General features: G+C 51.4%; 24 protein-coding genes. 17 read left to right on the forward strand and 7 right to left on the reverse strand.

The window, feature by feature from the left end:
- Nucleotides 1-63: 63 nt before the first annotated feature.
- The 5 genes from BZG80_RS07695 (at nt 64) to BZG80_RS07715 (ending at nt 4,134) form a co-directional block, all read left to right on the forward strand.
- On the forward strand, nt 64-696 hold the full coding sequence (locus BZG80_RS07695; protein ID WP_077646939.1) for a response regulator: 633 nt from the start codon (nt 64-66) through the stop codon (nt 694-696).
- Nucleotides 697-731: 35 nt separating this feature from the next.
- The gene (locus tag BZG80_RS07700) at nt 732-1,364 is read left to right on the forward strand and encodes a MarC family protein (protein ID WP_077461900.1); all 633 of its coding nucleotides are present in this window, start codon (nt 732-734) and stop codon (nt 1,362-1,364) included.
- Between the two features lie 180 nt (nt 1,365-1,544).
- Complete coding sequence (locus tag BZG80_RS07705) at nt 1,545-1,811, forward strand: DUF4212 domain-containing protein (RefSeq protein WP_021024098.1); 267 nt, start codon at nt 1,545-1,547, stop codon at nt 1,809-1,811.
- A gap of 12 nt (nt 1,812-1,823) precedes the next feature.
- On the forward strand, nt 1,824-3,551 hold the full coding sequence (locus BZG80_RS07710) for a sodium:solute symporter family protein (RefSeq protein WP_077679091.1): 1,728 nt from the start codon (nt 1,824-1,826) through the stop codon (nt 3,549-3,551).
- Between the two features lie 73 nt (nt 3,552-3,624).
- A complete protein-coding gene (locus BZG80_RS07715) occupies nt 3,625-4,134 on the forward strand; it encodes a hypothetical protein (RefSeq protein ID WP_077669661.1) in 510 nt (169 codons plus the stop codon).
- A gap of 58 nt (nt 4,135-4,192) precedes the next feature.
- Here BZG80_RS07715 and BZG80_RS07720 read toward each other — a convergent pair whose 3' ends face one another.
- From BZG80_RS07720 to BZG80_RS07730, 3 genes are all read right to left on the reverse strand, one after another.
- Nucleotides 4,193-4,417, reverse strand: a complete 225-nt coding sequence (locus BZG80_RS07720; RefSeq protein ID WP_077461897.1) for a hypothetical protein — start codon at nt 4,415-4,417, stop codon at nt 4,193-4,195.
- Nucleotides 4,417-7,866 (reverse strand): hybrid sensor histidine kinase/response regulator, encoded by a 3,450-nt coding sequence (locus tag BZG80_RS07725; protein WP_077679092.1) that lies wholly within the window; start codon nt 7,864-7,866, stop codon nt 4,417-4,419. Before BZG80_RS07725 ends, BZG80_RS07720 begins: the two co-directional genes overlap by 1 nt.
- A 130-nt stretch (nt 7,867-7,996) precedes the next feature.
- On the reverse strand, nt 7,997-9,172 hold the full coding sequence (locus BZG80_RS07730; RefSeq protein WP_021024103.1) for a 3-phenylpropionate MFS transporter: 1,176 nt from the start codon (nt 9,170-9,172) through the stop codon (nt 7,997-7,999).
- 197 nt (nt 9,173-9,369) lie between these two features.
- On the opposite strand from BZG80_RS07730, the gene BZG80_RS07735 reads away from it, so the two are divergent.
- The 9 genes from BZG80_RS07735 to fis all read left to right on the forward strand — a co-directional run bounded on the left by BZG80_RS07735 (nt 9,370) and on the right by fis (nt 19,066).
- Nucleotides 9,370-11,166 carry a DUF294 nucleotidyltransferase-like domain-containing protein gene (locus tag BZG80_RS07735; protein ID WP_077679093.1) on the forward strand — a complete coding sequence of 599 codons (1,797 nt, stop codon included), beginning with the start codon at nt 9,370-9,372 and terminating at the stop codon, nt 11,164-11,166.
- 1 nt (nt 11,167) lies between these two features.
- Nucleotides 11,168-11,791 carry a 3'-5' exonuclease gene (locus tag BZG80_RS07740; protein ID WP_021024105.1) on the forward strand — a complete coding sequence of 208 codons (624 nt, stop codon included), beginning with the start codon at nt 11,168-11,170 and terminating at the stop codon, nt 11,789-11,791.
- A gap of 229 nt (nt 11,792-12,020) precedes the next feature.
- Complete coding sequence (acs, locus tag BZG80_RS07745) at nt 12,021-13,970, forward strand: acetate--CoA ligase (RefSeq protein ID WP_077577051.1); 1,950 nt, start codon at nt 12,021-12,023, stop codon at nt 13,968-13,970.
- Nucleotides 13,971-14,240: 270 nt separating this feature from the next.
- A complete protein-coding gene (gene aroQ, locus BZG80_RS07750) occupies nt 14,241-14,696 on the forward strand; it encodes a type II 3-dehydroquinate dehydratase (RefSeq protein ID WP_077461892.1) in 456 nt (151 codons plus the stop codon).
- Nucleotides 14,697-14,721: 25 nt separating this feature from the next.
- On the forward strand, nt 14,722-15,183 hold the full coding sequence (accB, locus tag BZG80_RS07755; RefSeq protein WP_077679094.1) for an acetyl-CoA carboxylase biotin carboxyl carrier protein: 462 nt from the start codon (nt 14,722-14,724) through the stop codon (nt 15,181-15,183).
- A 10-nt stretch (nt 15,184-15,193) separates the two neighbouring features.
- Nucleotides 15,194-16,537 (forward strand): acetyl-CoA carboxylase biotin carboxylase subunit, encoded by a 1,344-nt coding sequence (gene accC / locus BZG80_RS07760; protein WP_021024109.1) that lies wholly within the window; start codon nt 15,194-15,196, stop codon nt 16,535-16,537.
- 127 nt (nt 16,538-16,664) lie between these two features.
- Nucleotides 16,665-17,552: a 50S ribosomal protein L11 methyltransferase gene (gene prmA, locus BZG80_RS07765; RefSeq protein ID WP_021024111.1), complete on the forward strand. Its 888-nt coding sequence runs from the start codon at nt 16,665-16,667 to the stop codon at nt 17,550-17,552.
- A gap of 229 nt (nt 17,553-17,781) precedes the next feature.
- Entirely contained in the window at nt 17,782-18,747 is a 966-nt protein-coding gene (gene dusB, locus BZG80_RS07770; protein WP_021024112.1) for a tRNA dihydrouridine synthase DusB, read from the forward strand.
- 22 nt (nt 18,748-18,769) lie between these two features.
- Nucleotides 18,770-19,066, forward strand: a complete 297-nt coding sequence (fis, locus tag BZG80_RS07775) for a DNA-binding transcriptional regulator Fis (protein WP_021024113.1) — start codon at nt 18,770-18,772, stop codon at nt 19,064-19,066.
- Nucleotides 19,067-19,155: 89 nt separating this feature from the next.
- Here the strand turns inward: fis and zntR are convergent, their stop codons facing one another.
- On the reverse strand, nt 19,156-19,581 hold the full coding sequence (gene zntR, locus BZG80_RS07780; RefSeq protein ID WP_025744438.1) for a Zn(2+)-responsive transcriptional regulator: 426 nt from the start codon (nt 19,579-19,581) through the stop codon (nt 19,156-19,158).
- A 270-nt stretch (nt 19,582-19,851) separates the two neighbouring features.
- Between zntR and purH the strand changes: the two genes are divergently transcribed.
- Nucleotides 19,852-21,441 (forward strand): bifunctional phosphoribosylaminoimidazolecarboxamide formyltransferase/IMP cyclohydrolase, encoded by a 1,590-nt coding sequence (purH, locus tag BZG80_RS07785; RefSeq protein WP_077679095.1) that lies wholly within the window; start codon nt 19,852-19,854, stop codon nt 21,439-21,441.
- A 21-nt stretch (nt 21,442-21,462) separates the two neighbouring features.
- Nucleotides 21,463-22,758, forward strand: coding sequence for a phosphoribosylamine--glycine ligase (gene purD, locus BZG80_RS07790; RefSeq protein WP_077669668.1), 1,296 nt, complete (start codon nt 21,463-21,465; stop codon nt 22,756-22,758).
- A gap of 132 nt (nt 22,759-22,890) precedes the next feature.
- Here the strand turns inward: purD and BZG80_RS07795 are convergent, their stop codons facing one another.
- Together BZG80_RS07795 and hupA are read right to left on the reverse strand one after the other, a co-directional pair.
- Nucleotides 22,891-23,565, reverse strand: coding sequence for a DUF1481 domain-containing protein (locus BZG80_RS07795; protein WP_077679096.1), 675 nt, complete (start codon nt 23,563-23,565; stop codon nt 22,891-22,893).
- Nucleotides 23,566-23,625: 60 nt separating this feature from the next.
- Complete coding sequence (hupA, locus tag BZG80_RS07800) at nt 23,626-23,898, reverse strand: nucleoid-associated protein HU-alpha (protein WP_021024119.1); 273 nt, start codon at nt 23,896-23,898, stop codon at nt 23,626-23,628.
- 223 nt (nt 23,899-24,121) lie between these two features.
- On the opposite strand from hupA, the gene BZG80_RS07805 reads away from it, so the two are divergent.
- A complete protein-coding gene (locus tag BZG80_RS07805) occupies nt 24,122-25,210 on the forward strand; it encodes a CNNM domain-containing protein (RefSeq protein WP_021024120.1) in 1,089 nt (362 codons plus the stop codon).
- A 58-nt stretch (nt 25,211-25,268) separates the two neighbouring features.
- Here the strand turns inward: BZG80_RS07805 and BZG80_RS07810 are convergent, their stop codons facing one another.
- Complete coding sequence (locus tag BZG80_RS07810) at nt 25,269-25,859, reverse strand: YjaG family protein (RefSeq protein WP_077461884.1); 591 nt, start codon at nt 25,857-25,859, stop codon at nt 25,269-25,271.
- Nucleotides 25,860-25,935: the final 76 nt, after the last annotated feature.

Below are 25,935 nucleotides of genomic sequence, written 5' to 3' on the forward strand. Positions count from 1 at the left end.
AAATTGATAAGCCCTGCATCGGGTGATAGGTTGAAAGAAACTGAAGGGAAAGATAGCCGCATTATGGAAGCGCAACACACCATCGTTATTGCTGATGATCATCCACTATTTCGAAATGCCTTATTTCAATCTGTGCATATGGCGATAAGCGGTGCCAACCTGTTGGAAGCAGATAGCTTAGATAGCTTGCATAAAATACTCGCACGAGATGCTGACGTCGATTTAGTCTTACTCGACCTCAAAATGCCCGGCGCTAACGGCATGTCCGGTCTGATTGAGCTGCGCAACCAATATCCTAACCTGCCCATTGTCGTCGTCTCTGCCAGCGAAGAACGCAATGTGATCCGTCAAGTGCATTCACATGGTGCGTTTGGCTTTATCCCTAAGTCCAGCGATATGCGCGCCTTGGTACAATCATTAACCCAGGTACTCGAGGGAACGCCTTGTTTTCCTGATGATCTCGGCGAGGAGGATGACAGCGAGTGCCTATCTAGCAAACTCGCTGCGCTGACACCGCAGCAGTATAAGGTGTTACGGATGCTCTGTGACGGTCTGCTCAATAAACAAATCGCTTACGATCTCGCCGTTTCCGAAGCCACCATCAAAGCGCATATGACGGCTATTTTCCGCAAGCTCGGGGTGAAAAATCGTACGCAAGCGGTGATTTTATTGCAGCAATCCAATATAGAACTTTGATACGCTAGCGCCCTCGACCCTATTATGGAGCGCCCATGCTAAGTATTCTGGCTACACAATTCGTGATCTTATGGGCCGTGATCGATCCTGTCGGTAGCGTGCCCATTTATCTCTCGCAAACCAGCCATATGACAGCGAAACAAAAACGCCGCGTTGCGATTAAAGCCGTCACTATTTCCTTTGCGATTTTGCTTTTCTTTCTCATTATTGGTCAGATTTTGTTAGAAGCGATGCAAATTCCACTGCCCGCATTTCAAGCCGCGGGCGGTTTAGTACTCCTTCTTTTTGCTCTGACCATGATTTTCGGCGAAGGCAAACCCAGCCAAGAGGCCAAAATGCTGAGCGAAAACGTGGATAAAGCCGAGATAGCGGCAACGGCCGTTTACCCCTTGGCTGTGCCTTCCATTGCCTCCCCTGGCGCCATGATGGCCATTGTGATGCTCACCGATAACAACCGCTATGCCATTGCTGAACAAGCGATCACAGCGGGAGTGATGTTTTTAGTTCTGCTCGCGACCTTGGCTTTACTCCTCGGGGCCAATGTGATTCACAAGGTGATTGGTAATGTGGGCGCTTCTATTATCAGTCGCGTAATGGGGCTGATTCTCGCCTCGGTGGCAGTGGCTAATTTACTCGAAGGGGTCCAAAAGTTTTACCACTTAAGTTAGACCTTTAGCGAAAGCCTTGGCTGGCTCACACGGAGCCAGCCCAACCTACCTCACAAAACACCTGATTTTTCCTGCGATTGCCTACAACTAAGCTCGACTAAAGTTGCAATGTCGCTTTGCCTAACCCCTGCTATCGTCATTACGTAACATTCCATTAACGTAATAAACAAGGAGAAGGCGATGGCGTTTCAAAGCAAGGAACACGCAAAAGCCTACTGGGACAGAAACGTAAAACTGATGATCAGCTTACTGATTGTCTGGTTTGTGGTCTCATTTGGCTGCGGGATCTTATTCGTTGATGCTCTCAATACCATTCAAATTGGCGGCTACAAATTAGGATTCTGGTTTGCTCAGCAGGGATCGATTTATACCTTCCTCGGCATCATTTTTGTGTATACCAAACAAATGCGCAAACTCGATCGCGAGTTCGGTGTTGACGACGAGTAAGAGGATAAACACATGGATTTAAGAACCATTACTTATATTGTTGTCGGGTTCACATTCGCACTCTACATCGGGATTGCAATTTGGGCACGCGCAGGCTCCACCAAGGAGTTTTACGTCGCGGGCGGCGGGGTCAACCCCATCGCAAACGGGATGGCCACCGCTGCAGACTGGATGTCAGCCGCTTCCTTTATTTCAATGGCCGGCTTAATTGCCTTTATGGGTTATGGCGGTTCGGTGTTTTTAATGGGTTGGACTGGCGGCTTCGTGCTTCTTGCATTGCTGCTCGCGCCTTATCTCCGTAAGTTTGGCAAATTTACCGTGCCAGAGTTTGTCGGTGAGCGCTTTTATTCAAAAACCGCACGTATCGTCGCTGTCATCTGCTTAATCATCGCCTCAGTGACGTATGTTATCGGTCAGATGAAAGGGGTTGGGGTGGCTTTTGGTCGCTTTTTAGAAGTGGATTACTCCACCGGGCTATTAATCGGTATGGTAATCGTCTTTATGTATTCCGTGATGGGCGGGATGAAAGGCATTACTTACACCCAAATTGCTCAATATTGCGTACTCATTTTAGCTTACACCATTCCCGCAATCTTTATTTCCCTTAACTTGACTGGTAATCCGTTCCCACAGCTGGGTCTCGGTAGCACCATGGCGGGCACCGATCAGTATCTGCTCGATCGACTGGATCAGGTGGTCACCGAACTTGGCTTTGTGGAATACACCACCGCAGTGCGTGGCAGTACGCTCAATATGTTTGCCTACACCATGTCACTGATGATTGGTACTGCTGGCTTACCCCACGTCATTATCCGTTTCTTTACCGTGCCTAAGGTACGTGATGCTCGGGCTTCTGCGGGTTGGGCGCTGTTCTTTATCGCGATTTTGTACACCTCAGCACCTGCGGTCGCGGCAATGGCGCGCTTGAACTTAATGGACACTGTGAATCTGCCTAATGGCGACAATCTTGTCTATGACGAGCGTCCAGACTGGTTCAAAAACTGGGAAAAAACCGGGCTACTTGGTTTTGATGATAAAAACGGCGATCAAAAAATTCAGTACACGTCGGATCCGGAAACCAACGAATTACGCGTTGACCGCGATATTATTGTCCTGGCCAATCCCGAAATCGCCAAACTGCCTAACTGGGTGATCGCCTTGATTGCCGCCGGTGGCCTGGCGGCCGCTTTATCGACCGCAGCCGGGTTATTATTGGCTATATCGTCCGCGATATCCCATGACCTGATTAAGGGGGTCGTCAATCCGAATATCAGTGAAAAAGGCGAGCTGATGGCGAGCCGGATATCCATGGCATTAGCGATTGCCGGCGCTGGATACTTGGGGCTCAATCCACCAGGCTTTGCGGCCGGGACAGTGGCACTTGCCTTTGGTTTGGCCGCGTCATCGATATTCCCGGTACTGATGATGGGGATCTTCACCAAAACCATCAATAAAGAGGGCGCAATTGCGGGTATGGTAGCGGGGATCAGTGTCACCCTGTTCTATGTCTTCCAACATAAAGGGATTCTGTTTGTCGCTGATTGGACCTACTTTGAAGGCTTAGGCAGCAACTGGATCTTAGGGATTGAACCCAATGCCTTTGGTGCAGTCGGGGCAGTCTGCAACTTTGTTGTCGCTATCATTGTGTCACGCATGACGAAGGAAACACCGCAAGAGGTGCAAGACTTAGTCGAACACGTTCGCATGCCATCGGGTGCGGGTGATGCGCAATCACACTGATACAGTGTTAAACTATCCAAGCCCCTTCGGGGGCTTTTAAACGACCGATTATGGCCAGCCAAGGAGAGGCATGATGTCAACGATAACGCGTTTATTAACCAACAAGCATGTAGTTATCGCGATGCTAGTCGCGCCAGTGCTCGCAGTGATAGCCTATTTTGCGGTCGATGCCAGTGTGTCTGAAGCGCCCAAGGCGGCCCAACCGGGGAAAAGCTACCCGCTTGCTGTCCGTTCCAACTGTCGCTATACCAGCGGATTTTGCCAGCTCGAAAATGGTGATATGAAACTCAAACTGGAGTCACAAGGGATCGAGGATAATCAGCTGACGTTGCGGCTGATCAGTGAGTTGCCTTTAGAAGGTGTTCGTATTGGCCTGGCACAGACCTCGCCCCAAGCAATGCAAGCCACCGGTAATAAAGGTACCCACTGGCTCGTATCACTGCCAGCACCAAAGAGTAATGATGCACAAATCCGCGTCGCAGTGAGCATGGCGGGTAGCCATTATTTTGCGCAAACGCCTGCTACGTTTATCGAGCACAAGACCTTTTACACCGAACACCAGCAAGCCCAAGACGCATCATAGTCGACGACAAAATGCGTCATAATTGATGATACGATGATGACCCCAGCGAAGGGAGCCACTAGCTATTCAGCGACATCACGGCAGGTCGAATCGCGGCAATAATCACAGCGATTTTGTGTTCATAAGCTTGTTCAGCAAGCCAATGGTTCACATCGGCCCATCCGTCGCCATCCAAGTGAGCAAGTTCATCGACTTCAATATGGCCATCAATAGGATCAAATCGTCCTTCGACCTTGACGGTACCGATATCGGTTTCAAGGCGCGCGAATGCAAACGGCGTCATTATTTTCCTCGCTGTTGTAATAGGGTCCGTAGCTTCAGCGGCTTCACGGGCTTAGACAGATACGTAAAGCCTAGTCCAGTTACCGTCTGTTGTGTTTCAGTACTGCGGTCAGCGCTGATCATTACGCCATGAAAACAAGCGCCCAACTTTAGCTGGCATTGCTGTAATACTTGTAGGCCCGTTTGTTGGTTGGCTAAATGATAGTCACTCAGCACAAATTCAGGTTGCCATTGTTCACTGATTTGCTGCATTGCCTCGCCAACATCTTGCGCGCACCGCACATCACAGCCCCAACGTGATAAAAGCTGGGTCATTCCGGTCAAAATATCTTGTTCATTATCAACGCATAATACTCGGCACCCTTCCAACACCTGGGCGCTGTGCAGCGTTGGTGTGGCGCCTTTCGGAATAGCATTCACTTGGCGGATATCACTGCCATCAACAGTGATGGAAAAAACAGTCCCCTTGCCTGGCCATGACTTCAGTCCCAACGGTTGAGACAAGATTTGGCTAATGCCTTTCGCGATAGCCAACCCCAGTCCCAGCCCCTGCTCTGCACCTTGGCGCTCAATCCGAGTGAACTCTTGAAAAATATCTTGCTGGCGAGCCAACGGGATCCCATCCCCATCATCCCAAACCTCGATTCGATAATCATGGCCGGTACGGCGCACGCCAAATAACACCCGTCCGTCTGGGTTGTAGCGAAAGGCATTGGTTAAGAAGTTTTGCAATACTCGCCGCAGGAGGGTTTTATCCGAGCGGACAATGGCCCGGCTGCGGCAGACATGAAAATCGAGGCCTTGTCGATGTGCTAACACTCCAAATTCCGCTTCAAGCGCATCAAAGACTTCACTCAATGGAAAGGATTCAATCCGGGCTTTCATCTTGCCCGATTCAAGACGAGAAATATCCAATAAGTCTCCAATCAATACCTCAGCACTTTCGAGCGCACTTTCGATATGCTGCGCGGCGGTTTCTGTTTCACGGTTGACCGCCATTTCACTCAGTGATGAGGCAAACAAGCGCGCCGCATTGAGCGGTTGCATTAAGTCGTGACTCACTGCGGCTAAAAAACGGCTTTTTGACTGCGAGGCGGATTCCGCTTTACGGGTGGCGTCGATTAAACGGCTATTCAAGCGCTCCAATTCCTGGGTTCGCTCAGTCACACGCGCTTCCAAGGTTTCGTTTGACTGTTTGAGCGCGGCTTCGGCATCGCGGAACGCGGTGATATCGGTAAAGGTCATGACAAAGCCCCCGCCCGGCATCGGGTTACCTTGCAATTCAATCACGCGCCCGTCGGGATGAACACGCGAGGACGTATGCGGCTTTCGCCGCGTTAAGTGCATCACCCGTTTGCTCACATGATCCTCCGGATCGCCCGGCCCACACAATCCCCGCTGAGCATTGAACCGGATTAAGTCCGCGACCGGTCGTCCGACTTGAATAAGCCCAGGTGGAAATTGGAACATATCGATATAACGCTGATTCCACGCCACTAGCCGTAATTGTTTATCCACCACCGATATCCCTTGATTGATATGCTCAATGGCGCCTTGCAAAAGACCGCGAGAAAAATCAAACAACTCAGAGGCTTCATCCACGATGGTGGCAATTTCCTCCAGCTGCATATTTCGACCTTGTAGTGCAGAAGACAGCACCAGCCGAGCGGATGACGATCCAAACACGCCCGCCAGCACACGCTCGGTATGACGAATTAAAGGGGCGCTGGCCTGTTGCTGTGGCATTAACTCCTCACCGCGCTGCTCAGCAAATTGGCTAAAAGCCTGGCGCATGCGTCGACGCCCCACGAAGCGTGACGCCAGCATCTCAAGCTCTGCGACCGTGACTCGGCTTTGATACAAGCGCGCACCATCGTTTTCGGGTAATGGCATGCCGACAAATGCGGCGGCTTGCAAGCGCTCACTCAGTGACGGTCGTGTTAATAAAGACACAAGGATAAAGCTGGCGGCATTCATCAATACGCTAAAGGCCAACCCCCAATCAATAATATTAAGCCCGGCGAGTGGAGGTAATGATGGTGGCGTAATCAGCCAGATAAGCATATTGGATTGCCCATCCCCTGCCAGCATCCCGGTTTGGACCATCATGGTCACCAACCAAAGCGAAAATCCGACCGTCAGCCCAGCGTACACCCCTTTTTTATTTCCTTGCCGCCAATACAAGGCGCCAACCATGGCAGGTGCAAATTGCGCGATGGCAGCAAAAGACAGAAAGCCAATTTCTGACAAGGTTGGGACGGTTAAAATCAAATGATAGAAGCCCCAGGCGGCAATCAAAATCAAGAAAATCAGCGCGCGACGGACGTTGAGTAATAAACCAGAAAATTGCGCGAAATTGCGAGAGGCCATTTTCATACGCCGTAACAGCAGCGGCATAACAAGATCATTGGAGACCATAATGGCCAGCGCAATGGTAGAAACAATCACCATGCCACTGGCTGCCGAGGCACCGCCCATAAACGCCAGTAATGCCATGCCTTCCGCGCCCACAGATAAGGGCAAGCGGATCACATAGGCATCCGCCGGTGTACCGGGCAATAACGCTTGCCCGGCATAAGCCATGGGAAGGACAAAAATTAGCATCAGGAGTAGATAGGTTGGGAAGACTTTACGTGCCATGTTCAAATCGCTTGCACGCGTGTTTTCCACCACCATGGTATGAAACTGGCGCGGCAGACAAATAATCGCGGCGCCCGTTAAAAAGGTGTGAATGATTAAACTACCGACATCGGGCTCACCGATAACGCCTGATGCTTCAAGCGTTATTGGCAACGTCGGCGCTTGGAATAACAGCGCAACAACAAACACGCCAACCCCGAGAAAAGCCACCAGCTTAATGACAGATTCAAACGCCACTGCCATCATCATACCGCGATGATGTTCGGTGCTATCAATGTGTCGAGTACCAAATAACACCGTAAAAACGGCGAGAACGACACACACCAACCACGCAATTTGCGTTTGTTCTAAGCCAACACTCCGCCCCATTTCCGGCGAGAGCACGTCAAGGCCCATGGCAATGCCGCGTAGTTGCAACGCAATATAAGGGAGCACCCCCACCACAGCGATCAGCGTCACCATCACAGCCAGTCCCTGAGACTTGCCATATCGCGCCGCAATAAAGTCAGCGATCGAAGTGATATGTTCGCGTTTGGCAATCAGAATGAGACGAGCGAGAAAGCGCCATCCGAGGGTAAACACCAACATCGGCGCCAGGTAAATCGGCAAAAAGGACCATGGAGAGCTGGACGCTTGGCCGACGGTGCCAAAAAAGGTCCAAGAGGTGCAATAAACGGCAATGGAAAGGCTATAAATCCAAGGCCGCCATTTGTGAAGCCAGCGCGGCTGGCGATCGCCATACCAGGCAATGGCAAATAATGCCCCCATATAGAGCAGTGAAACAGAGACAATTACCCAGCCTTGTGTCATGACTCCCTTCCTGACGCCATAATGTGCCAAATCCTTTGGCTGGGTGTACCACGGCAACGGCGCCCACTCAATCATGCAATGCTGGCTTTGTGGGCGCTCTAGCTAACTTTATTGCAAGCCGGTAAGCCGTTTATTGCACACTGGCATGCTTGGCGCGTCGAAATTCGGGCTCACGTAATGGGAGCACAAAAACAGGCAACGCAAGCAGCGCCATTGCGTAAAAGGTTCCCGATGGCGAAACCGCATAAATCCACCCACTTGTAGTAGTAAGAGCCGCGACCACCGCGCCCATCGGCAACGCGTTATAAGCAGCTTGTGCAGCGACCAACCGCGTTCCGCATTCACGCTGAATATACTGCATGGCACCCAAGTGCGCACCGGCAAAGGTGACGCCATGGAGTAACTGAACCAACACAACGGGAATGGCTGCGGTGGTGGTGCCTGTTATCCCCCAACGGATCAATACGCCTAACGCAGCCAATTGGAATAGCGACTTGGACGACCAACCGCTAAAAAGCCGGGCGCCGAGAGCAAATACGGCCACTTCTGATACGACGCCCAAGCTCCATAAATAGCCGACGATACTCTCGCTGTAACCGGCCTGCTTCCAATAAATCGCACTAAAGCTGTAATAGGCGGCATGACTGCCCTGCAACAAAGAGGCGATCAGCAAAAATACAATGACCTGACGATCACGGAATAGCTGACGCATCGACACTTTGCTGCCTGTCATATCATGCTCGCTTTGCGGCATGATGGTCGGACGACGCAAGGTCAGCAGTAAACATGCCGATAAGCCACCGATTGCCACCCAAGGAATAATTGCCGCCGATTGCTCGGTCACCAACCAGCCCGTTAAGCTCGAACCGACAATAAAGGCAATCGACCCCCAAAGACGCGTACGACCATAGTCGATATACCGATGACGCGCGTAATAGTTCGCTAACGCATCAGACAAGGGCACCGCTGGACCAATGGCTAAATTAAACAACACAGTGACGAAAGCCAGCCACCACACATTGGCGCCCATCATAGGATGCAAGGCACAGGTCACTAACGCCATCAAGGTCAACGCCCGCAGAGCCGGCAACAAAGCCTCAACCTGTTGCACGCGCGGAGTAAACACTAAGTTGGCGACACACCGGGTAGCAAAACCAAGCCCAATCAAGGTCCCGATCACGCCCGAATTAAGGCCTAGAGACTCAAACCATATCGCCCAAAACGGCAAATACACGCCATACGAAAAAAAGAAGCCGCCAAAATATTCTGACAACCAACGAAAGGGGGAACATTGGGTTAATGCCATATCATTACTTCATATTAAGAGACATACGGCGCTAAGTGTCGCAGTAATAGGACGGGAAAAAAAGACACAAGCGGCGCTTATTGATGGCAAAACATTGATCTCGTCGATGAAACCGTCGTAACTGGCTAGACTAAAGTCGGCTAGCAGGATCGCGAGGGCTAGGACACACTGAGGCTATCATAGTGAGGAGTGCGATTATGCCTGAACCTTTTGACACCTCGCAGCCACCGTTTGATTGCCTAACGCCCGCACAAGCCAAACAATGTCGACAAGCGCTGGATGTTGGCTATTTTCGACGTGGTGACAGCCTGATCCATGCAGGCGATACGGGTGAGCAGCTGTTTATCATTATTAAAGGCAGTGTCGAAGAAGTCTCAGAAGAAGGCAAAGAAGTGTTTTCTCACTATACGTCTGAGGATTTATTTGACGTCCCCGCGCTCGTGCACGGCACCGCCAAACATCAATACCGCGCCCTAGAAGATACGCTTTGTCACCTACTACCGGCCGAGGTGTTTCTTGCGATCTACCATAGTAATCAAGACTTCCGCGATTACTTTGAGACCAACTTACAACGCCGACAAGCGTTAATGGTCCAGGCACGTCAGCAACAAAACCTCGCCGAATTTATGCTCACCAGGATTGATGATAGTAATATTCAACCTGCGTTATGTATTTCCCCAACGCTGACGATAAAAGCCGCGACCGCGCAAATGAAAGCCGAACGCTGTGACTGTGCTTTGGTAACGTTTGATGATGGAGACTGCGGGATCATTACCCGGACGAACTTATTACACGCTTTGGTACTCGATGACTATGATCAATCTGCCCACGTTGGCGAGGTGGCCACGCGCCCTGTGGTCAGTGTTGAACGCGGTGACTTTCTTTTTCACGCCATGATCAGTATGACGCGCCAGCGCGTGAAGCGTGTGCGTGTGGTCGACCAGCAAGGGCAAACCGCGGGGATGCTTGACCTGCCGCAAGTGCTGAGTCTATTTTCAACCCACTCACACGTGCTCAACTTGCAAATTGCGCGCGCCCAAACCATTGATGAGTTAGTTATCGCCGCCAATAGCCAGAGCAAACTGGTGCATACCCTATTTAACAACGGCATCCATACCCGCTTTGTGATGCAACTCATCGCCACCGTGAATGAACAAATCATGGAAAAAGCCTTTCGCTTGTTGGTGCCCGAGAACTATCAAAACCAGTGCTGCATGGTGGTGATGGGCTCAGAAGGACGGGGCGAGCAAGTACTTAAAACCGATCAAGATAATGCGCTTATTCTCGCCGATGACCTGGACTGGCCGGATTGTCAGCAAGTAATGGCGGCCTTTTCACACACGCTTTATCAACTGGGCTACCCGCCCTGCCCCGGCAATGTGATGGTCAGCAACCCCAAATGGGTAAAAACCGCCTCGCAATGGCAACAAACCGTGCGCAACCTCGTCCAAAGTGCCAATGAACAAAGCGTGATGGATTTGGCCATCTTAGCCGATAGCCAGGCGATTGCTGGGGATCTCAGCTTGATTAATGCGATCCAAACACCACTTCACGAGGCGTTAAGTGACAATATGTTGGCGCTTAATACCTTTGTGCGTCCCGCGCTGGCCTTCCGGGTTCCTTTGACCGTGTTTGGCTCGCTTAAAAGCAGTAAAGAAGGGCTAGATATTAAAAAAGGCGGCATTTTCCCGATCGTCCACGGTGTTCGCACCATGAGCTTAGAAAAAGGGATCACCGAGACCAATACCTTTGAGAGGCTCGCGCAACTGGCCCAGTTAGGCACACTTGCCGACGAGACGGCAGAAAACCTGTCAGAGGCGCTAAAACTGTTTATTCGTCTTCGTCTACGCCAACAACTTCGTGGTGAGCAGCAAAGTAACCGTCTGGATGTGGCCGACTTACCGTCGAGTGAACGCGATCTGTTGCGCCACGGGTTGCACGTGGTGAAAAAGTTTAAACAATCCCTCGCATTCCACTATCATGTGAGGGATTAACGTGAACGAGCTAGCTCGCTATTGGTATCGCTATCGGTTGCGCCACTCTCCTTATCGCGCGCTCTTTTTACCGCCAGATAAACGTACCCTGATATCACTGGATTGTGAAACCACCAGCCTTGACCCAGCTCATGCCGAGTTAGTCACGATTGCGGCGACACCGATCAAAGGCAATCGTATTCTGACCAGTCAATCGCTGACACTCACCCTTGCCGCGCCCGAAAGTTTAAGCGCCAGCTCCGTGCGCATTCATCAATTGCGTCATCAAGATCTTGTCCATGGTGTCAGTGCCAAGCAGGCCATGACCTCACTGATCCACTTCATCGGTAATCATCCTTTGGTTGGCTACCATATCCGCTACGACAAAAGCATTTTGGATCGCTATGCCCGTCAATATCTTGGTTTCCCGCTGCCCAACCCACTGATTGAAGTCAGCGACATTTATCAACGCAAATTAGAGCGCCTACTCCCTAATGCTTATCATGACATCAGCATGGAAGCGATCAGTCGCCATCTAGAGATTCCCCTTCCTGCTCGCCATGATGCTTTAGACGATGCCTTAGCAGCGGCCCTGATTTATGTTCGCCTGACGCAAGGCGAGATGCCAATCCCTCAATCTCGGTAATCCAGCGCCCTTGAATCGCAATAAAAGTGCGATCCAGCGCCCAGTAACTGGCCCGACAACACCACAATCCACTTAAAAATCAAGGGGCTCATCCTAAAGTCTAATTGCCGGATAGCCTTATCTGTCACACCTTTACTGCATGGTTTACGTTTGCCAGGCCGCGGTAACGCCTGACATCTCACGACATGGAAGCGCCGCGCGGAGCATCGCGGACACGAGGAGAAACAGGATGAGCGATAGTCACGTATATCCCGTCATGCCTTCAATTGCACAAAAGGCACACGCTGATGAGGCCAAATATCAAGCTCTCTATCAGCAATCAATTACCGACCCTGAGGGATTTTGGCGAGAACAAGGCCAGATAATTGATTGGATAAAACCTTACAGCAACGTCAAGCACACGTCCTTTGATACGGGGCATGTCGATATTCGCTGGTTTGAAGATGGCACACTCAACGTGGCGGCTAACTGTATTGATCGCCACCTAAAAGACAAAGGCGATCAAATCGCGTTGATTTGGGAAGGCGATGATCCCAACGACGATGCGACCCTGACTTACCAAGCCCTTTACGAGCACGTGGGTCGCTTTGCTAACGCCCTAAAAGCGCAAGGGGTTAAAAAAGGCGATGTGGTTTGCTTGTATATGCCGATGGTCATGGAAGCGGCCATCGCGATGCTCGCTTGTGCGCGCATTGGGGCGGTGCATACCGTCGTATTCGGTGGCTTCTCCCCTGAAGCGCTTGCTGGCCGCATCATTGACTCGAACGCGAAAGTGGTGGTAACTGCGGATGAAGGGGTACGCGGTGGCCGTGCCGTCCCGTTAAAGCAAAATGTCGATGAAGCGCTAACCCACCCCAACGTGAAGTCAATCGAAAAAGTGGTGGTCTACCAGCGCACAGGTGGCGACATTGATTGGCATCATCACCGCGATGTTTGGTGGCATGAGGTCACGGAAAACGCATCGGTGGATTGCCCCGCAGAAGAAATGCAGGCTGAAGATCCCCTTTTCATTCTCTACACCTCCGGCTCCACCGGCACCCCCAAAGGCGTTCTCCACACCACAGGCGGATACTTAGTTTACGCTGCAATGACCTTCAAATATGTTTTCGATTATCAAGACGGCGAGGTGTTCTGGTGTACGGCCGATGTCGGCTGGATTACCGGTCACAGCTATCTGGTGTATGGCCCGCTCGCGAACGGGGCAAAAACCCTTTTATTCGAAGGTGTCCCCACCTACCCGACCACGGCGCGAATGAGTGAAGTGGTCGATAAGCACCAGGTCAATATCCTCTACACCGCCCCCACCGCGATTCGCGCACTGATGGCCAAAGGCAATGAAGCCGTTGCCGGCACCCAACGTAATTCGCTACGGATCATGGGATCGGTCGGCGAGCCCATTAACCCCGAGGCCTGGGAGTGGTATCACAGCACCATCGGTAATCAAGCCTGCCCAATTGTCGATACTTGGTGGCAAACAGAGACGGGCGGGATTTTGATTACGCCCCTCCCTGGCGCCACACCACTTAAACCGGGCTCAGCGACGCGTCCTTTCTTTGGTGTTCAGCCAGCGCTGGTGGACAACATGGGCAATCTTCTTGATGGCGCGACAGAGGGTAACTTGGTGATGCTAGACTCATGGCCCGGTCAAATGCGGACCGTATTTGGTGACCACGATCGCTTCGAGCAGACTTACTTCTCGACCTTCAAAGGTATGTATTTTACTGGTGACGGCGCGCGCCGCGATCAAGACGGTTATTACTGGATCACCGGCCGGGTTGATGACGTACTCAATATATCCGGACACCGAATGGGAACCGCCGAAGTCGAATCCGCTTTGGTGGCATTCAATAAGATTGCTGAAGCGGCAATTGTTGGGGTGCCTCATGATATCAAAGGCCAAGCCATTTATGCCTATATCACCCTCAACGCCGGTGAAGTACCGAGCGCCGAGTTGCATAAAGAAGTGAAAGAATGGGTGCGAAAAGAAATCGGACCGATCGCCACGCCAGATTTCATTCATTGGACCGATGCGCTCCCTAAAACACGTTCCGGTAAAATCATGCGCCGAATTCTGCGTAAAATTGCCACAGGCGAAACCGGAAGCTTGGGAGATACGTCTACCCTTGCCGACCCGAGTGTGGTGGATAAGCTTATTGCAGAAAAAGAGAGTGTGGTGTAACCCTCACGAAAGATTGCTTAGCAACCTTTGCCGCCCACGGGCGGCTTTTTTATTCTTGCCGCTAAACCTGCTTTAGCGCGCATTTTTTCAACACCAACAGGACGAAGTGTGCTGATTAGACCAGTATTTTGCTGCGATTTGCGGTGAATTCTCTATAATTGCTATCACAAAGGATAAAATCGCATGTAGCGTACCATCACAGCATGCGTACCAGCAGGAATTCACACTAAGCTGACACGATGTTAGCGAATAGGAGAAGTAAGCCTCAAGATGCCGACAAGAAACCACATTTTAGTCTTAAACGGCCCGAACCTTAACTTGCTCGGACGCCGTGAGCCTGAACACTATGGCTCTCAGACCCTCGCGCAAATCATGGCCGCGTTAGAGGCTCAAGCCACAGGGTTGGCATTGACCCTTGAGCACTTTCAATCCAACAGTGAAGCTAGCCTCATTGATAAAATCCACCAAGCGATGGAAAGCGTGGATTTTATTATTATTAACCCAGCCGCTTTGACGCACACCTCGGTTGCATTACGCGATGCACTGCTCGGGGTCAACATTCCCTTTATTGAAGTGCATTTATCTAATGTTCACGCCCGCGAACCCTTCCGACATCATTCCTATTTGTCGGATAAAGCGGTCGGCGTGATCAGTGGCTTAGGGGCTGATGGTTACGAATTCGCCTTAACAGCTGCCGCACGCCACCTCGCGTTTGCGGCCCAGTAAAACAAAACATAAGAAGAGACGTATCATGGATATCCGCAAGATTAAAAAACTGATCGAACTTGTCGAAGAATCGGGCATCTCCGAACTCGAGATTGCCGAAGGTGAAGAGTCAGTACGAATCAGCCGCTCAGCACCCGCAGCGCCAGTCCAAATGGCTGCGCCACAGTACGCACCACAATACGCAGCGCCGGCTGCACCCGCGCCTGCCCCCGAGGCTTCTGCCGCAGAGCCAGCAAGCGCACCTAAACCGACTGGCCATCAGGTTCTGTCACCCATGGTTGGCACCTTCTACCGTGCACCGAGCCCAGAGTCGGCAGCATTTGTCGAAGTCGGCAGCCAAGTGAAAGAAGGCGACGCCTTGTGTATCGTTGAAGCCATGAAAATGATGAACCAAATCCAAGCCGATAAGAGCGGGGTGGTGAAAGCGATTCTGTGTGAAGACGGCCAGCCCATTGAATTCGACGAACCACTCGTGATCATCGAATAAGCGAGGGCGCATGTTAGATAAAATTGTAATTGCTAACCGTGGTGAAATTGCACTGCGGATTTTGCGTGCTTGTAAAGAGCTCGGCATTAAAACCGTGGCGGTGCATTCCACCGCAGATCGCGATCTTAAGCATGTCTTGTTAGCCGACGAAACCGTCTGTATTGGCCCCGCGCCAAGCAATCAAAGCTACTTGAACATTCCTCGCATTATCAGTGCCGCTGAAATCACCGGTGCTGTTGCCATTCATCCTGGCTACGGCTTCTTATCAGAAAATGCCGATTTCGCCGAGCAAGTCGAACGCTCAGGGTTTGTGTTTGTTGGCCCAAGAGCAGAAACCATTCGTCTGATGGGGGACAAAGTCTCCGCGATCGAATCGATGAAAAAAGCGGGCGTACCCTGTGTGCCAGGTTCAGATGGCCCTCTGGGTAGCGATCAAGAAAAAAACAAAGCGATCGCCAAGCGTATCGGGTATCCCGTCATTATCAAAGCGTCTGGCGGCGGCGGTGGCCGTGGTATGCGTGTGGTTCGTGCCGAATCGGAACTGATTGACGCCATTGCCATGACGCGTTCTGAAGCAAAATCCGCGTTCAGCAACGACATGGTTTACATGGAAAAATTCCTTGAAAACCCACGTCATGTTGAAGTGCAGGTACTCGCAGACGGTCAAGGTGGTGCCATTCATCTCGGTGAACGCGATTGCTCAATGCAACGCCGCCATCAAAAAGTGGTCGAAGAAGCCCCTGCACCAGGGATCACTGCAGAAATGCGTAAGTTTATTGGTGAACGTTGCTGCCGCGCGTGTGTTGAAATTGGCTATCGCGGCGCCGGCACCTTTGAATTTTTGTATGAAAACGGCGAGTTCTTCTTTATCGAGATGAATACACGTATTCAAGTTGAGCACCCTGTGACAGAAATGGTCACGGGTATCGATTTGGTTAAAGAGCAACTGCGTATCGCTGCCGGTCAGCCGCTGTCGTTTACGCAAGACGATATTCAGATTCGTGGTCATGCGGTCGAGTGCCGGATCAACGCCGAAGATCCAGAGCGCTTTATCCCCAGCCCGGGACAAATCCAACGCTTTCATTCGCCAGGTGGCATGGGTGTACGCTGGGAGTCCCATGTCTATACGGGCTATCACGTGCCTCCCCATTACGACTCCATGGTCGGCAAGCTTATTTGTTATGGGGAAAACCGCGACGTTGCGATTGCTCGCATGAGAAATGCGCTCGCTGAGACAGTGATTGACGGCATAAAAACCAATATCCCACTCCAGATCGACATTATGAATGACGAGCACTTCCAACGCGGTGGTGCCAACATTCATTACCTCGAGAAGAAGCTCGGCTTGTCATGACCAGAGCGTAGAACGATAAATAGACGCAAAGCGGCCTGCATGTTTGTAGGCCGCTTTTTGTTTGCAGCATGCACAGTGTTGATCTGATAACATCTTCAGTATTCCTTATCCTGACACGAGATTCACCATGCCTTGGATCCAATTAAAACTGAACGCCAATGCCGACAATGCTGAAGCACTTGGCGATCTACTGATGGAAGAAGCCGGCGCGTTGTCTGTGACCTTCCTTGATGCCAAAGACACCCCGGTTTTTGAGCCTTTACCCGGCGAAACCCGCTTGTGGGGCGAAACTGACATCATGGCGTTGTATGATGCACAAGCCGATATGGATACCGTATTAGCGGTACTAAACGCGAGCCCATTGCTGGCTGACAACTTTGCCCACAAGATCGAGCAGCTCGAAGACAAAGACTGGGAACGGGCATGGATGGATAACTTTAAGCCGATTCAATTTGGCGAGCGGCTGTGGATCTGTCCGACCTGGTGTGAGGTCCCCGATGACACGGCAGTCAACGTGATGCTGGATCCTGGACTCGCCTTTGGCACCGGCTCTCACCCAACCACGGCTCTTTGTTTAGAGTGGCTTGATAGCTTGGATCTAAACGGAAAAACCGTGATTGATTTTGGCTGTGGCTCAGGCATTCTAGCCATTGCGGCTATCAAGCTGGGCGCTGAGCGGGTCATTGGCATTGATATCGATCCCCAAGCCCTGCTCGCCTCCAAGGACAACGCTGAGCGTAATGGTGTTGCCGATCAACTGCACCTGTATCTCCCGAAAGACCAACCGGCCGATCTGAAAGCAGATGTGGTCGTGGCCAATATTCTCGCTGGCCCACTCCGTGAGCTTTCTGGCGTGATCAAAGGGCTGATCAAACCAAATGGTCAACTAGCGATGTCTGGCGTTCTCGATTCTCAAGCCGAAGACGTTGCTAATCACTATCGCGATCGTCTCGATATTAACCCGATCGTCGAACGTGAAGAGTGGTGCCGGATAAGCGGCCAGTTGCTCACTTAATCGGTCAGATCGTCGCGCTATGAGCTTGCCGCACAAGTAACTTTTGTCGGTAAGCCATGGTTGACGTGCTACTTGAAATGCTTGATTAATCAGCGAAACGCGGCTGATACAAAAAGTGCGAGAAAAATCAAGCCATCAATGCTCAAATATTGTCCTTTTCAGACGCAGCAAAAATGCGTAAAATGCGCGCCCTTGCTGACTCAGAGCGGCTGAAGAGGATTTAGAGCTTTTGCGTATCGGACCTTACACCCTGGATGTCCCTTTGATCGTCGCCCCAATGGCCGGCGTGACGGACCGACCATTTCGTGAGCTATGCCTTGCGCATGGTGCCGGTATGGCTATCAGTGAAATGATGTCATCCAATCCAGCATTGTGGCGGACGAACAAATCGCAAAAGCGCATGGTTCATATTGACGAATCCGGTCTGCGCTCGGTGCAAATCGCGGGGGCTGAACCCGAGCTTATGGCTGAGGCAGCGCGATTTTGTGTCGAGAACGGGGCGCAAGTGATTGACATCAACATGGGTTGCCCAATGAAAAAGGTCAATAAAAAGCTAGCAGGCTCTGCATTGCTAACTCGACCCGATCTGATTGAGCAAATCCTAACAGCCACGGTAAACGCGGTGGATGTTCCCGTGACGCTTAAAACGCGTACAGGCTGGGATCCGGACAATAAGAACTGTGTAACGATCGCCCGGATGGCGGAAGATTGTGGTATCCAAGCCCTTGCACTGCATGGCCGCACGCGTGCCTGCATGTACAAAGGTGAGGCAGAGTACGACAGCATTAAAGCTGCGAAAGCAGCGGTATCGATTCCGGTGATAGCCAATGGCGACATTGATTCACCAGAAAAGGCCCAGTATGTTCTCGACTATACAGGGGCAGATGCCGTAATGATTGGTCGCCCTGCTCAGGGACGCCCGTGGATTTTTCGCGAAATCCACCACTATCTCACCACAGGTGAGCACTTGCCTGCCCCTTCATTAGAAGAGGTTAGGACGATTTTGTTGGGTCATGTTCAAGAGCTTCATCAATTTTATGGGGAGCTCAAAGGATTACGTATTGCCCGAAAGCACGTGGGCTGGTACCTCAAAGAGCATGATCAAATTGGCGACTTTCGCCGCACCTTCAACGCAATCGAAGATGCACAACAGCAGATCGATGCGCTGCAAGGCTACTTCGACAACGTTGCATAAATACGAGAAGAGCTGACAGAATATGTTCGAACAAAACCTGACTTCCGAAACATTGACAGTAACAACTGTAACTTCACAAGATCAAATTACGCAAAAGCCACTTCGTGACTCTGTAAAAGCGTCCTTGAAGAACTACCTCGCGCAATTGAATGGCCAGGAAGTCAACGATCTGTATGAGCTTGTCCTCGCAGAAGTTGAGCAGCCACTGCTGGATACCATCATGCAATACACCCGCGGCAACCAAACCCGCGCAGCCACCATGATGGGCATCAACCGCGGTACATTGCGTAAGAAACTGAAAAAATACGGCATGAACTAATCAATCATTGGTTTGGCTGTTATAAAACGGGCTAGCCGTTAATCGGTTAGCCCGTTTTTGTTTTCTCTGATGGTGCAACGCACCTTTCCTTAACAGCATGAGTTGGAATCTTCACTGTCCGCTAGGGTTTCCAATATTGAGCAATGGGTCGCGTCATCGTCGTCCATACCGCAGCAGGCGGCATTTAAACGTGTAAGGGAATGCTTGACCCGCTCAAGCGCGGCTATCTTCTCTGAGACCTCATTCAGGCGCCGCTGGGTGATCCCTTTCACTTCTGCACAGGTGTGTAACGTCGCTTCTTCGCGAATGTCAGACAGCTCGTGAATTTCATCAAGCGATAATCCCATTTCTTTGCCGCGTAAAATGAACATGACTTGGCTAATGGCATCATCGGCATAAAGCCGGTATCCACCCTCTGTACGCGCACTCGGGGCCAGTAGACCGGACTTTTCATAAAAACGCAGCGTATCGGTGGAGACACCACAGTGCTTGGCTAGCTCACCTATTTGCAGCAACTTGGTCATCACCGCTCCTTTTCATGTTGGATGAACTCTCTTTTTGTAACAAAGGCGGGCCCTTATGACCAGCGTTGCATCAAGGCAAGCAACGACAGCCCGATAAAAACAATAAAAATGTCGCCATCAGCAAATAGCAATCGATTGCGCAAATAAAATCAGATAGAATGGCGCCGCTTTGACAATTGGCCGTTTAATAAAGTTTACCTATGTGGTTAGCCATGGTGGGCTTTGATAAGCATTCAATCTGTCAGTGAAGAGAGCTAAGCCATGGAAAATCTGCGTCCTATTCGTCGCGCGTTACTCAGCGTGTCTGATAAAACCGGTGTGGTCGAGTTTGCCCAAGCGCTCGCCCAACGCGGTGTCGAACTGCTATCAACCGGCGGCACGGCCCGTTTGCTCGCAGAAAACGGCCTTGCGGTCACCGAAGTCTCCGAGCATACCGGCTTCCCCGAAATGATGGATGGCCGCGTGAAAACCCTCCACCCGAAAATTCACGGCGGTATTTTGGGCCGGCGCGGTCAAGACGATGCGGTGATGGAACAGCATCAGATCGCACCGATTGATATGGTAGTAGTGAACCTCTACCCGTTCGCACAAACCGTTGCCAACCCAGATTGCACACGTGATCAAGCCATCGAGAATATCGATATCGGCGGCCCAACCATGGTGCGCTCAGCGGCGAAAAACCATGCTGATGTCACCATTGTGGTAAACAGCCAAGACTATGATCGCGTGCTCACCGAGATGGATCAGCACCAGCAGTCTTTGACACATGCCACGCGCTTTGATTTAGCGATTGCCGCGTTTGAGCACACCGCGGCCTACGATGCCATGATTGCGAATTACTTTGGTACCCAAGTGCCTGCCTATCATCACGCAGAAGACAGCCAAGAGTCGCCATTCCCACGCACCCTGACCCAACATTGGGTTAAAAAGCAAGACATGCGCTATGGCGAGAACAGCCACCAGGCGGGCGCCTTTTATACTGAAGCCCACCCGCAAGAAGCCTCGGTGGCCACGGCTACCCAACTGCAGGGCAAGGCGCTGTCTTATAACAATATCGCTGACACCGATGCGGCATTAGAGTGCGTGAAAGAGTTTGAACAACCTACCTGCGTGATTGTAAAACACGCCAACCCCTGTGGCGTTGCTATCGGTGAAGACTTACTCAGTGCCTATCAGCGCGCTTATCAAACCGATCCTACCTCAGCATTTGGTGGCATTATTGCCTTTAACCGTGAGCTGGACGGCGACACGGCACACGCCATTGTTGAGCGTCAATTTGTCGAAGTGATCATCGCGCCGCGCGTCAGTGACGCCGCCAAAGCGGTGGTCGCGGCGAAGAAAAATGTCCGTCTTCTCGAGTGTGGCCAATGGCAAGCACGCACCACAGGTTGGGATAGCAAGCGCGTCAATGGCGGCTTGTTAGTTCAAGCACGCGACCAAGGCATGGTCGGTTTAGACGATTTGCGCATTGTCACTGAGCGCCAGCCCACAGACAAAGAGCTAAGCGATGCCCTATTTTGCTGGAAAGTGGCAAAATACGTAAAATCGAACGCGATTGTGTATGCCAAAGACAGCATGACCATCGGCGTCGGCGCCGGCCAAATGAGCCGCGTCTACTCGGCGAAAATAGCCGGCATCAAAGCGGCCGATGAGCAGCTCGAAGTGGCCGGTAGTGTAATGGCCTCTGATGCCTTCTTCCCTTTCCGTGACGGCATTGATGCTGCGGCAAAAGCTGGGATCACCTGCGTGATCCAGCCGGGTGGTTCGATGCGTGATGAAGAAGTGATTGCCGCCGCCAATGAGCATGGCATGGCGATGGTCTTTACCGGTATGCGCCATTTCCGCCACTAAGTGGGCGATGAAGGAGAACACATGAAGGTATTAGTAATTGGTGGCGGTGGCCGCGAGCATGCGCTAGCGTGGAAAGCCGCGCAATCATCCAACGTTGAGATCGTATATTGCGCGCCGGGAAACGCCGGCACCGCGCATGAAAACAAGTTGAGTAACATTGCGATCGCAGCTGATGACGTTGAAGGGTTGCTGGCCTTTGCCCGCGAGCAACAGATTGATTTAACCATCGTCGGTCCTGAAGCGCCCTTGGTGTTGGGCGTGGTCGATGCCTTCCGTGAGCACGGCTTAGCCATCTTTGGTCCTACCCAAGCGGCCGCGCAACTTGAGGGGTCTAAAGCGTTCAGCAAAGACTTTTTAGCGCGCCACGGCATTCCCACCGCTGACTACCAAACCTTTGCCAAGGTGGAGCCTGCACTGGCCTACATCGCGGAAAAAGGCGCGCCCATTGTGGTCAAAGCCGACGGCCTTGCCGCTGGCAAAGGGGTCATTGTGGCGATGACCGAGCAAGAAGCGACTGAGGCCGTGCGCGATATGCTCTCGGGCAATGCCTTTGGTGAAGCGGGCCACCGCGTGGTCATCGAAGAATTTCTGCAAGGCGAAGAAGCAAGCTTTATCGTCATGGTGGATGGTGAGCATGTGTTGCCAATGGCCACCAGCCAAGACCATAAACGCGCAGGTGAAGGCGATACCGGCCTCAACACCGGCGGTATGGGTGCATACTCGCCCGCCCCTGTGGTCACCGACGCCATTCACCAACGCGTGATGGACGAGGTGATTATGCCCACCGTCAAAGGGATGTATGCGGATGGTGCGCCCTATACCGGCTTTTTATACGCAGGATTGATGATCGCCGTCGATGGGACGCCAAAAGTCATTGAGTTTAACTGTCGCTTTGGCGATCCGGAAACTCAACCGATTATGATGCGTTTGCAATCTGACTTGGTGGAGCTTTGCCTGGCTGGCACGCAAGGACGCCTCAATAAAGTCGATTCTCAGTGGGATCCACGTGCAGCCGTCGGCGTGGTTTTAGCCGCAGGTGGCTATCCAGGAGACTATCGTAAGGGCGATCGTATTACTGGGCTGCCTACCGATAGCGATACCGCCAAAGTGTTTCATGCCGGTACTGCGCTCAACAACGGCGACATTGTCACATCCGGCGGGCGTGTACTCTGTGCAACGGCACTGGGAGAGACGGTAACAGCCGCCAAACAAGGCGCTGACGCGCTTGCCGCTATGATTTACTGGCCAGGCTGCTTTTATCGCAGTGACATCGCCCACCGCGCGGTATCTCGCGAAAAAGCTGATTTATCGACTTAATGTTACATCGCGGCATGCCGCATCCAGCAAGCCAGACCCGATAAATGCGCCACCAAGGCGCATTTTTTATATCCGCGGTTTTTACGTGTCGACGAGCTTTTTTGCTTCGATAGGGTTTTGTTCATCGAGCTTTTATTCGTCAAGTAAGCGAGGGCGCTGCAAACAGGCTTTGTTATTATCGACATACACAAGAAAGTCGATGTTATCGCGTAGGATACCTGAATCGCCAGCTGCTACCAAAAAGGTGCCGGGCTGACTTATCTGCGAAACCACGCTGGGATCAATCGTGTCAGAAAATGTCCAACGCTGGGTATCGCCACGACAATCGACCCAACGGTCGCCCTGACGCTGCGCTTGCCACACTGATACATCACGTGACAACTGCGTTTTTGCTTGCTGCTGTACTTGATTGGCTTCTTGATAAAGGCGGGTCAGTGTCGCGCTACTCAAGGGGAGTAAGGTTTCATCTTGCTGATAGCGCTGAAAGACAGGCTCACCACTGGCATCAAATCGAACATAGATAGAGAAGGGAGCTAATGCGGCGCCCGCCAGCTGTGTGCCCTCTCGTTTGATTGCACGCAAGCTGCCGTCTCGCCAGACATACTCGCTACGATAACGACCATAATCGCCCTGCCACACTTGCTCGGCTAAACCAATCACCTGCCCTTGCTGACTATCCAACCAGTAAACAGCGCGATAATCGCCGGCGGAAGCGGCGGTCATATGCGTGACCGGCTTGGAAGGCTGCCCACTTGAGCATCCAACCAGGATGGCCATCAACGCGACTATCCAAAATTTAGAACGCATCACGAGTCCACATACAAAAACGCCATAGCGAGAAGGCTATGGCGACATGAGCAGTAACGCTTATTTAACCGCGTCTTTTAACGCTTTACCCGCGACAAACGCAGGTACGTTTGCTGCCGCAATTTGAATTTCTTGACCCGTTTGTGGGTTGCGACCTGTGCGTGCTGCACGGTGGTTCAATTTAAACGTACCGAAGCCAATCAGTTGTACCTGCTCGCCTTCTTTCAAAGCGCCTTCAATACCGCCTAAAGTCGCTTCCAAAGCGGTTTTCGCTTGTGCTTTTGAAAGTTCTGCTTTTTCTGCGATCAGGTCGATCAGTTGGGTCTTGTTCATTATGTCTTCCCTTCTAGGTTTTTTAGAGACGAAGTCACTCTAATTCAAAAGAAGCCCGGCTGGCAAAGGTTTGTGGCGCTCTGTGTGGCTGTATGGAGGCTCTTTAACCACAAACTGAGCGCGAACTCACAATTTGTTGCGTTTTTTCTCAGTTGAAAGGTTGTAAACGCCCGCCAATGGCCTGATCTTTAGAGTGTTGACTGACTTTTAACTTCGGAAATTTATGCTCATTCTGATCCTTTTTATCTCGCTTTCAATTGGTGTGTCTTTCATATGCTCAGTACTGGAAGCTATTTTGCTGAGCATCACACCGAGCTATATTGCCAATCTAAGAAACCAAGGTCACCCAGCCGCAGAGCGGCTCAACGCGCTTAAAAAAGATATTGATCGGCCACTCGCATCCATTCTGACACTGAATACCATTGCGCATACAGTTGGAGCCGCCGGTGCAGGCGCGCAAGCTGCCCATGTGTTTGGTGATGCTTGGGTCGGGGTATTCTCCGCTGTTCTTACACTGGCGATTCTTCTTTTATCAGAAATCATTCCTAAAACCATTGGCGCCAATTTCTGGCCTCAACTGGCACCCAGTGCCGCCGTCATTCTAAAGTGGATGGTCTGGGCATTAACGCCGTTTGTTTGGCTGTCCGAACAAATCACCAAGCGGCTGAGCGCAGATACCACGCATGTCAAACTGCGTGACGAAATTTCAGCGATGGCAATGCTGGCATCTGAAAGTGGCGAAATGGGCGAAGATGAAACGCAAATGCTCAATAACATGCTTAAATTACGCGATCTTCCTGCCACTCAGCTTATGACGCCACGTCCCGTATTATTTCGTGTTCCCGCCGATATGGATGTTAACACCTTTCTCAAGGAACATGGCGATTGCCCCTTCTCACGTCCTCTTGTCTACGGTGAGCAGCGTGACGATATTTTGGGGTTTGTCCACAAATCCAATATCTATGAAGTCAAAACCGAAGGGGCAGGACAAACACGGTTAGGCAACTTGATGCGCCCACTCGCGGTAATCTTACCCGGTAATACGGTCTTACAAGCATTTGATATTTTGATGATTCGCCGCGCTCAATTGGCGATGATTGTCGACGAATACGGCACGGTACAAGGGATTATTACGCTCGAAGACATTTTTGAGTATCTCACCGGAAGAGAAATCATTGATGAGGCGGACACCGTGACGGACATGCAGCAACTGGCTTATCAGCGCTGGGACGCCTGGAAGAAGCAGCATAATATGATTGAAAGCCAAGACGATGACGAGCCACCGGTACAACGACATACCGATGAGTCATAACTCGAAAAGGCGGCCTAGGCCGCCTTTCTGTTCTTACTAACGTTTTGACAACTCATGCTTACTCAGCACGCAACCCTAGATTACTCACGCCAGCTTCTCGAAGCTCTTGCCGGATGCCTTTGAGCATCTCCACATCACGACTTTCGGCACTTTTCAGCACACGGAAGATTGCCCACTGGGCATCCCATTCCTCACAAACCGCCTCAAACGCCTTTTGATTGTCATCGGTTACCGTTTCACCGGTTTGTGCTTCTTCAAGCTGGGCAACACTGAGGACCGACTGCTGAGAAACTTTTAATGTAATGGGCAAGATTTCATCACGATCTAACAAAGCGTGAAGAAGCTGAGACAAGGCAATACAGGCATCAATCGCCGGATACGTCAGATAGATGGCATCGTCATCAGCCACAGGGATCAATGGCTCGAGCTTTTCTAATTGGCGCTCAAAGTCAATTTTAGCCGTTTTGACCGTTTGCGATTCCCACACCGCATCGAGAATATTGCGAAACGCTTGCGGGTCGGCAAATTCTGTTTGCGCACAGAAAAGCGCGTAGTTTGGCACCATACGCTCCACCAGCGCAGCCATAAAACTAATATGTTGCCAATTCTCACATTTTTCCAAACGCAGTTGTAAAGGGTTTCGTAACATAGCTAATTGATCTTTAATAGCGGGAAGGACAAACGTCCTCGGTCAATGAGGGCAGTGTACTCGATTCCCCCCAGCA

The organism is Salinivibrio sp. MA440 (assembly GCF_001996265.1).
GTDB classification, from domain to species: domain Bacteria; phylum Pseudomonadota; class Gammaproteobacteria; order Enterobacterales; family Vibrionaceae; genus Salinivibrio; species Salinivibrio costicola.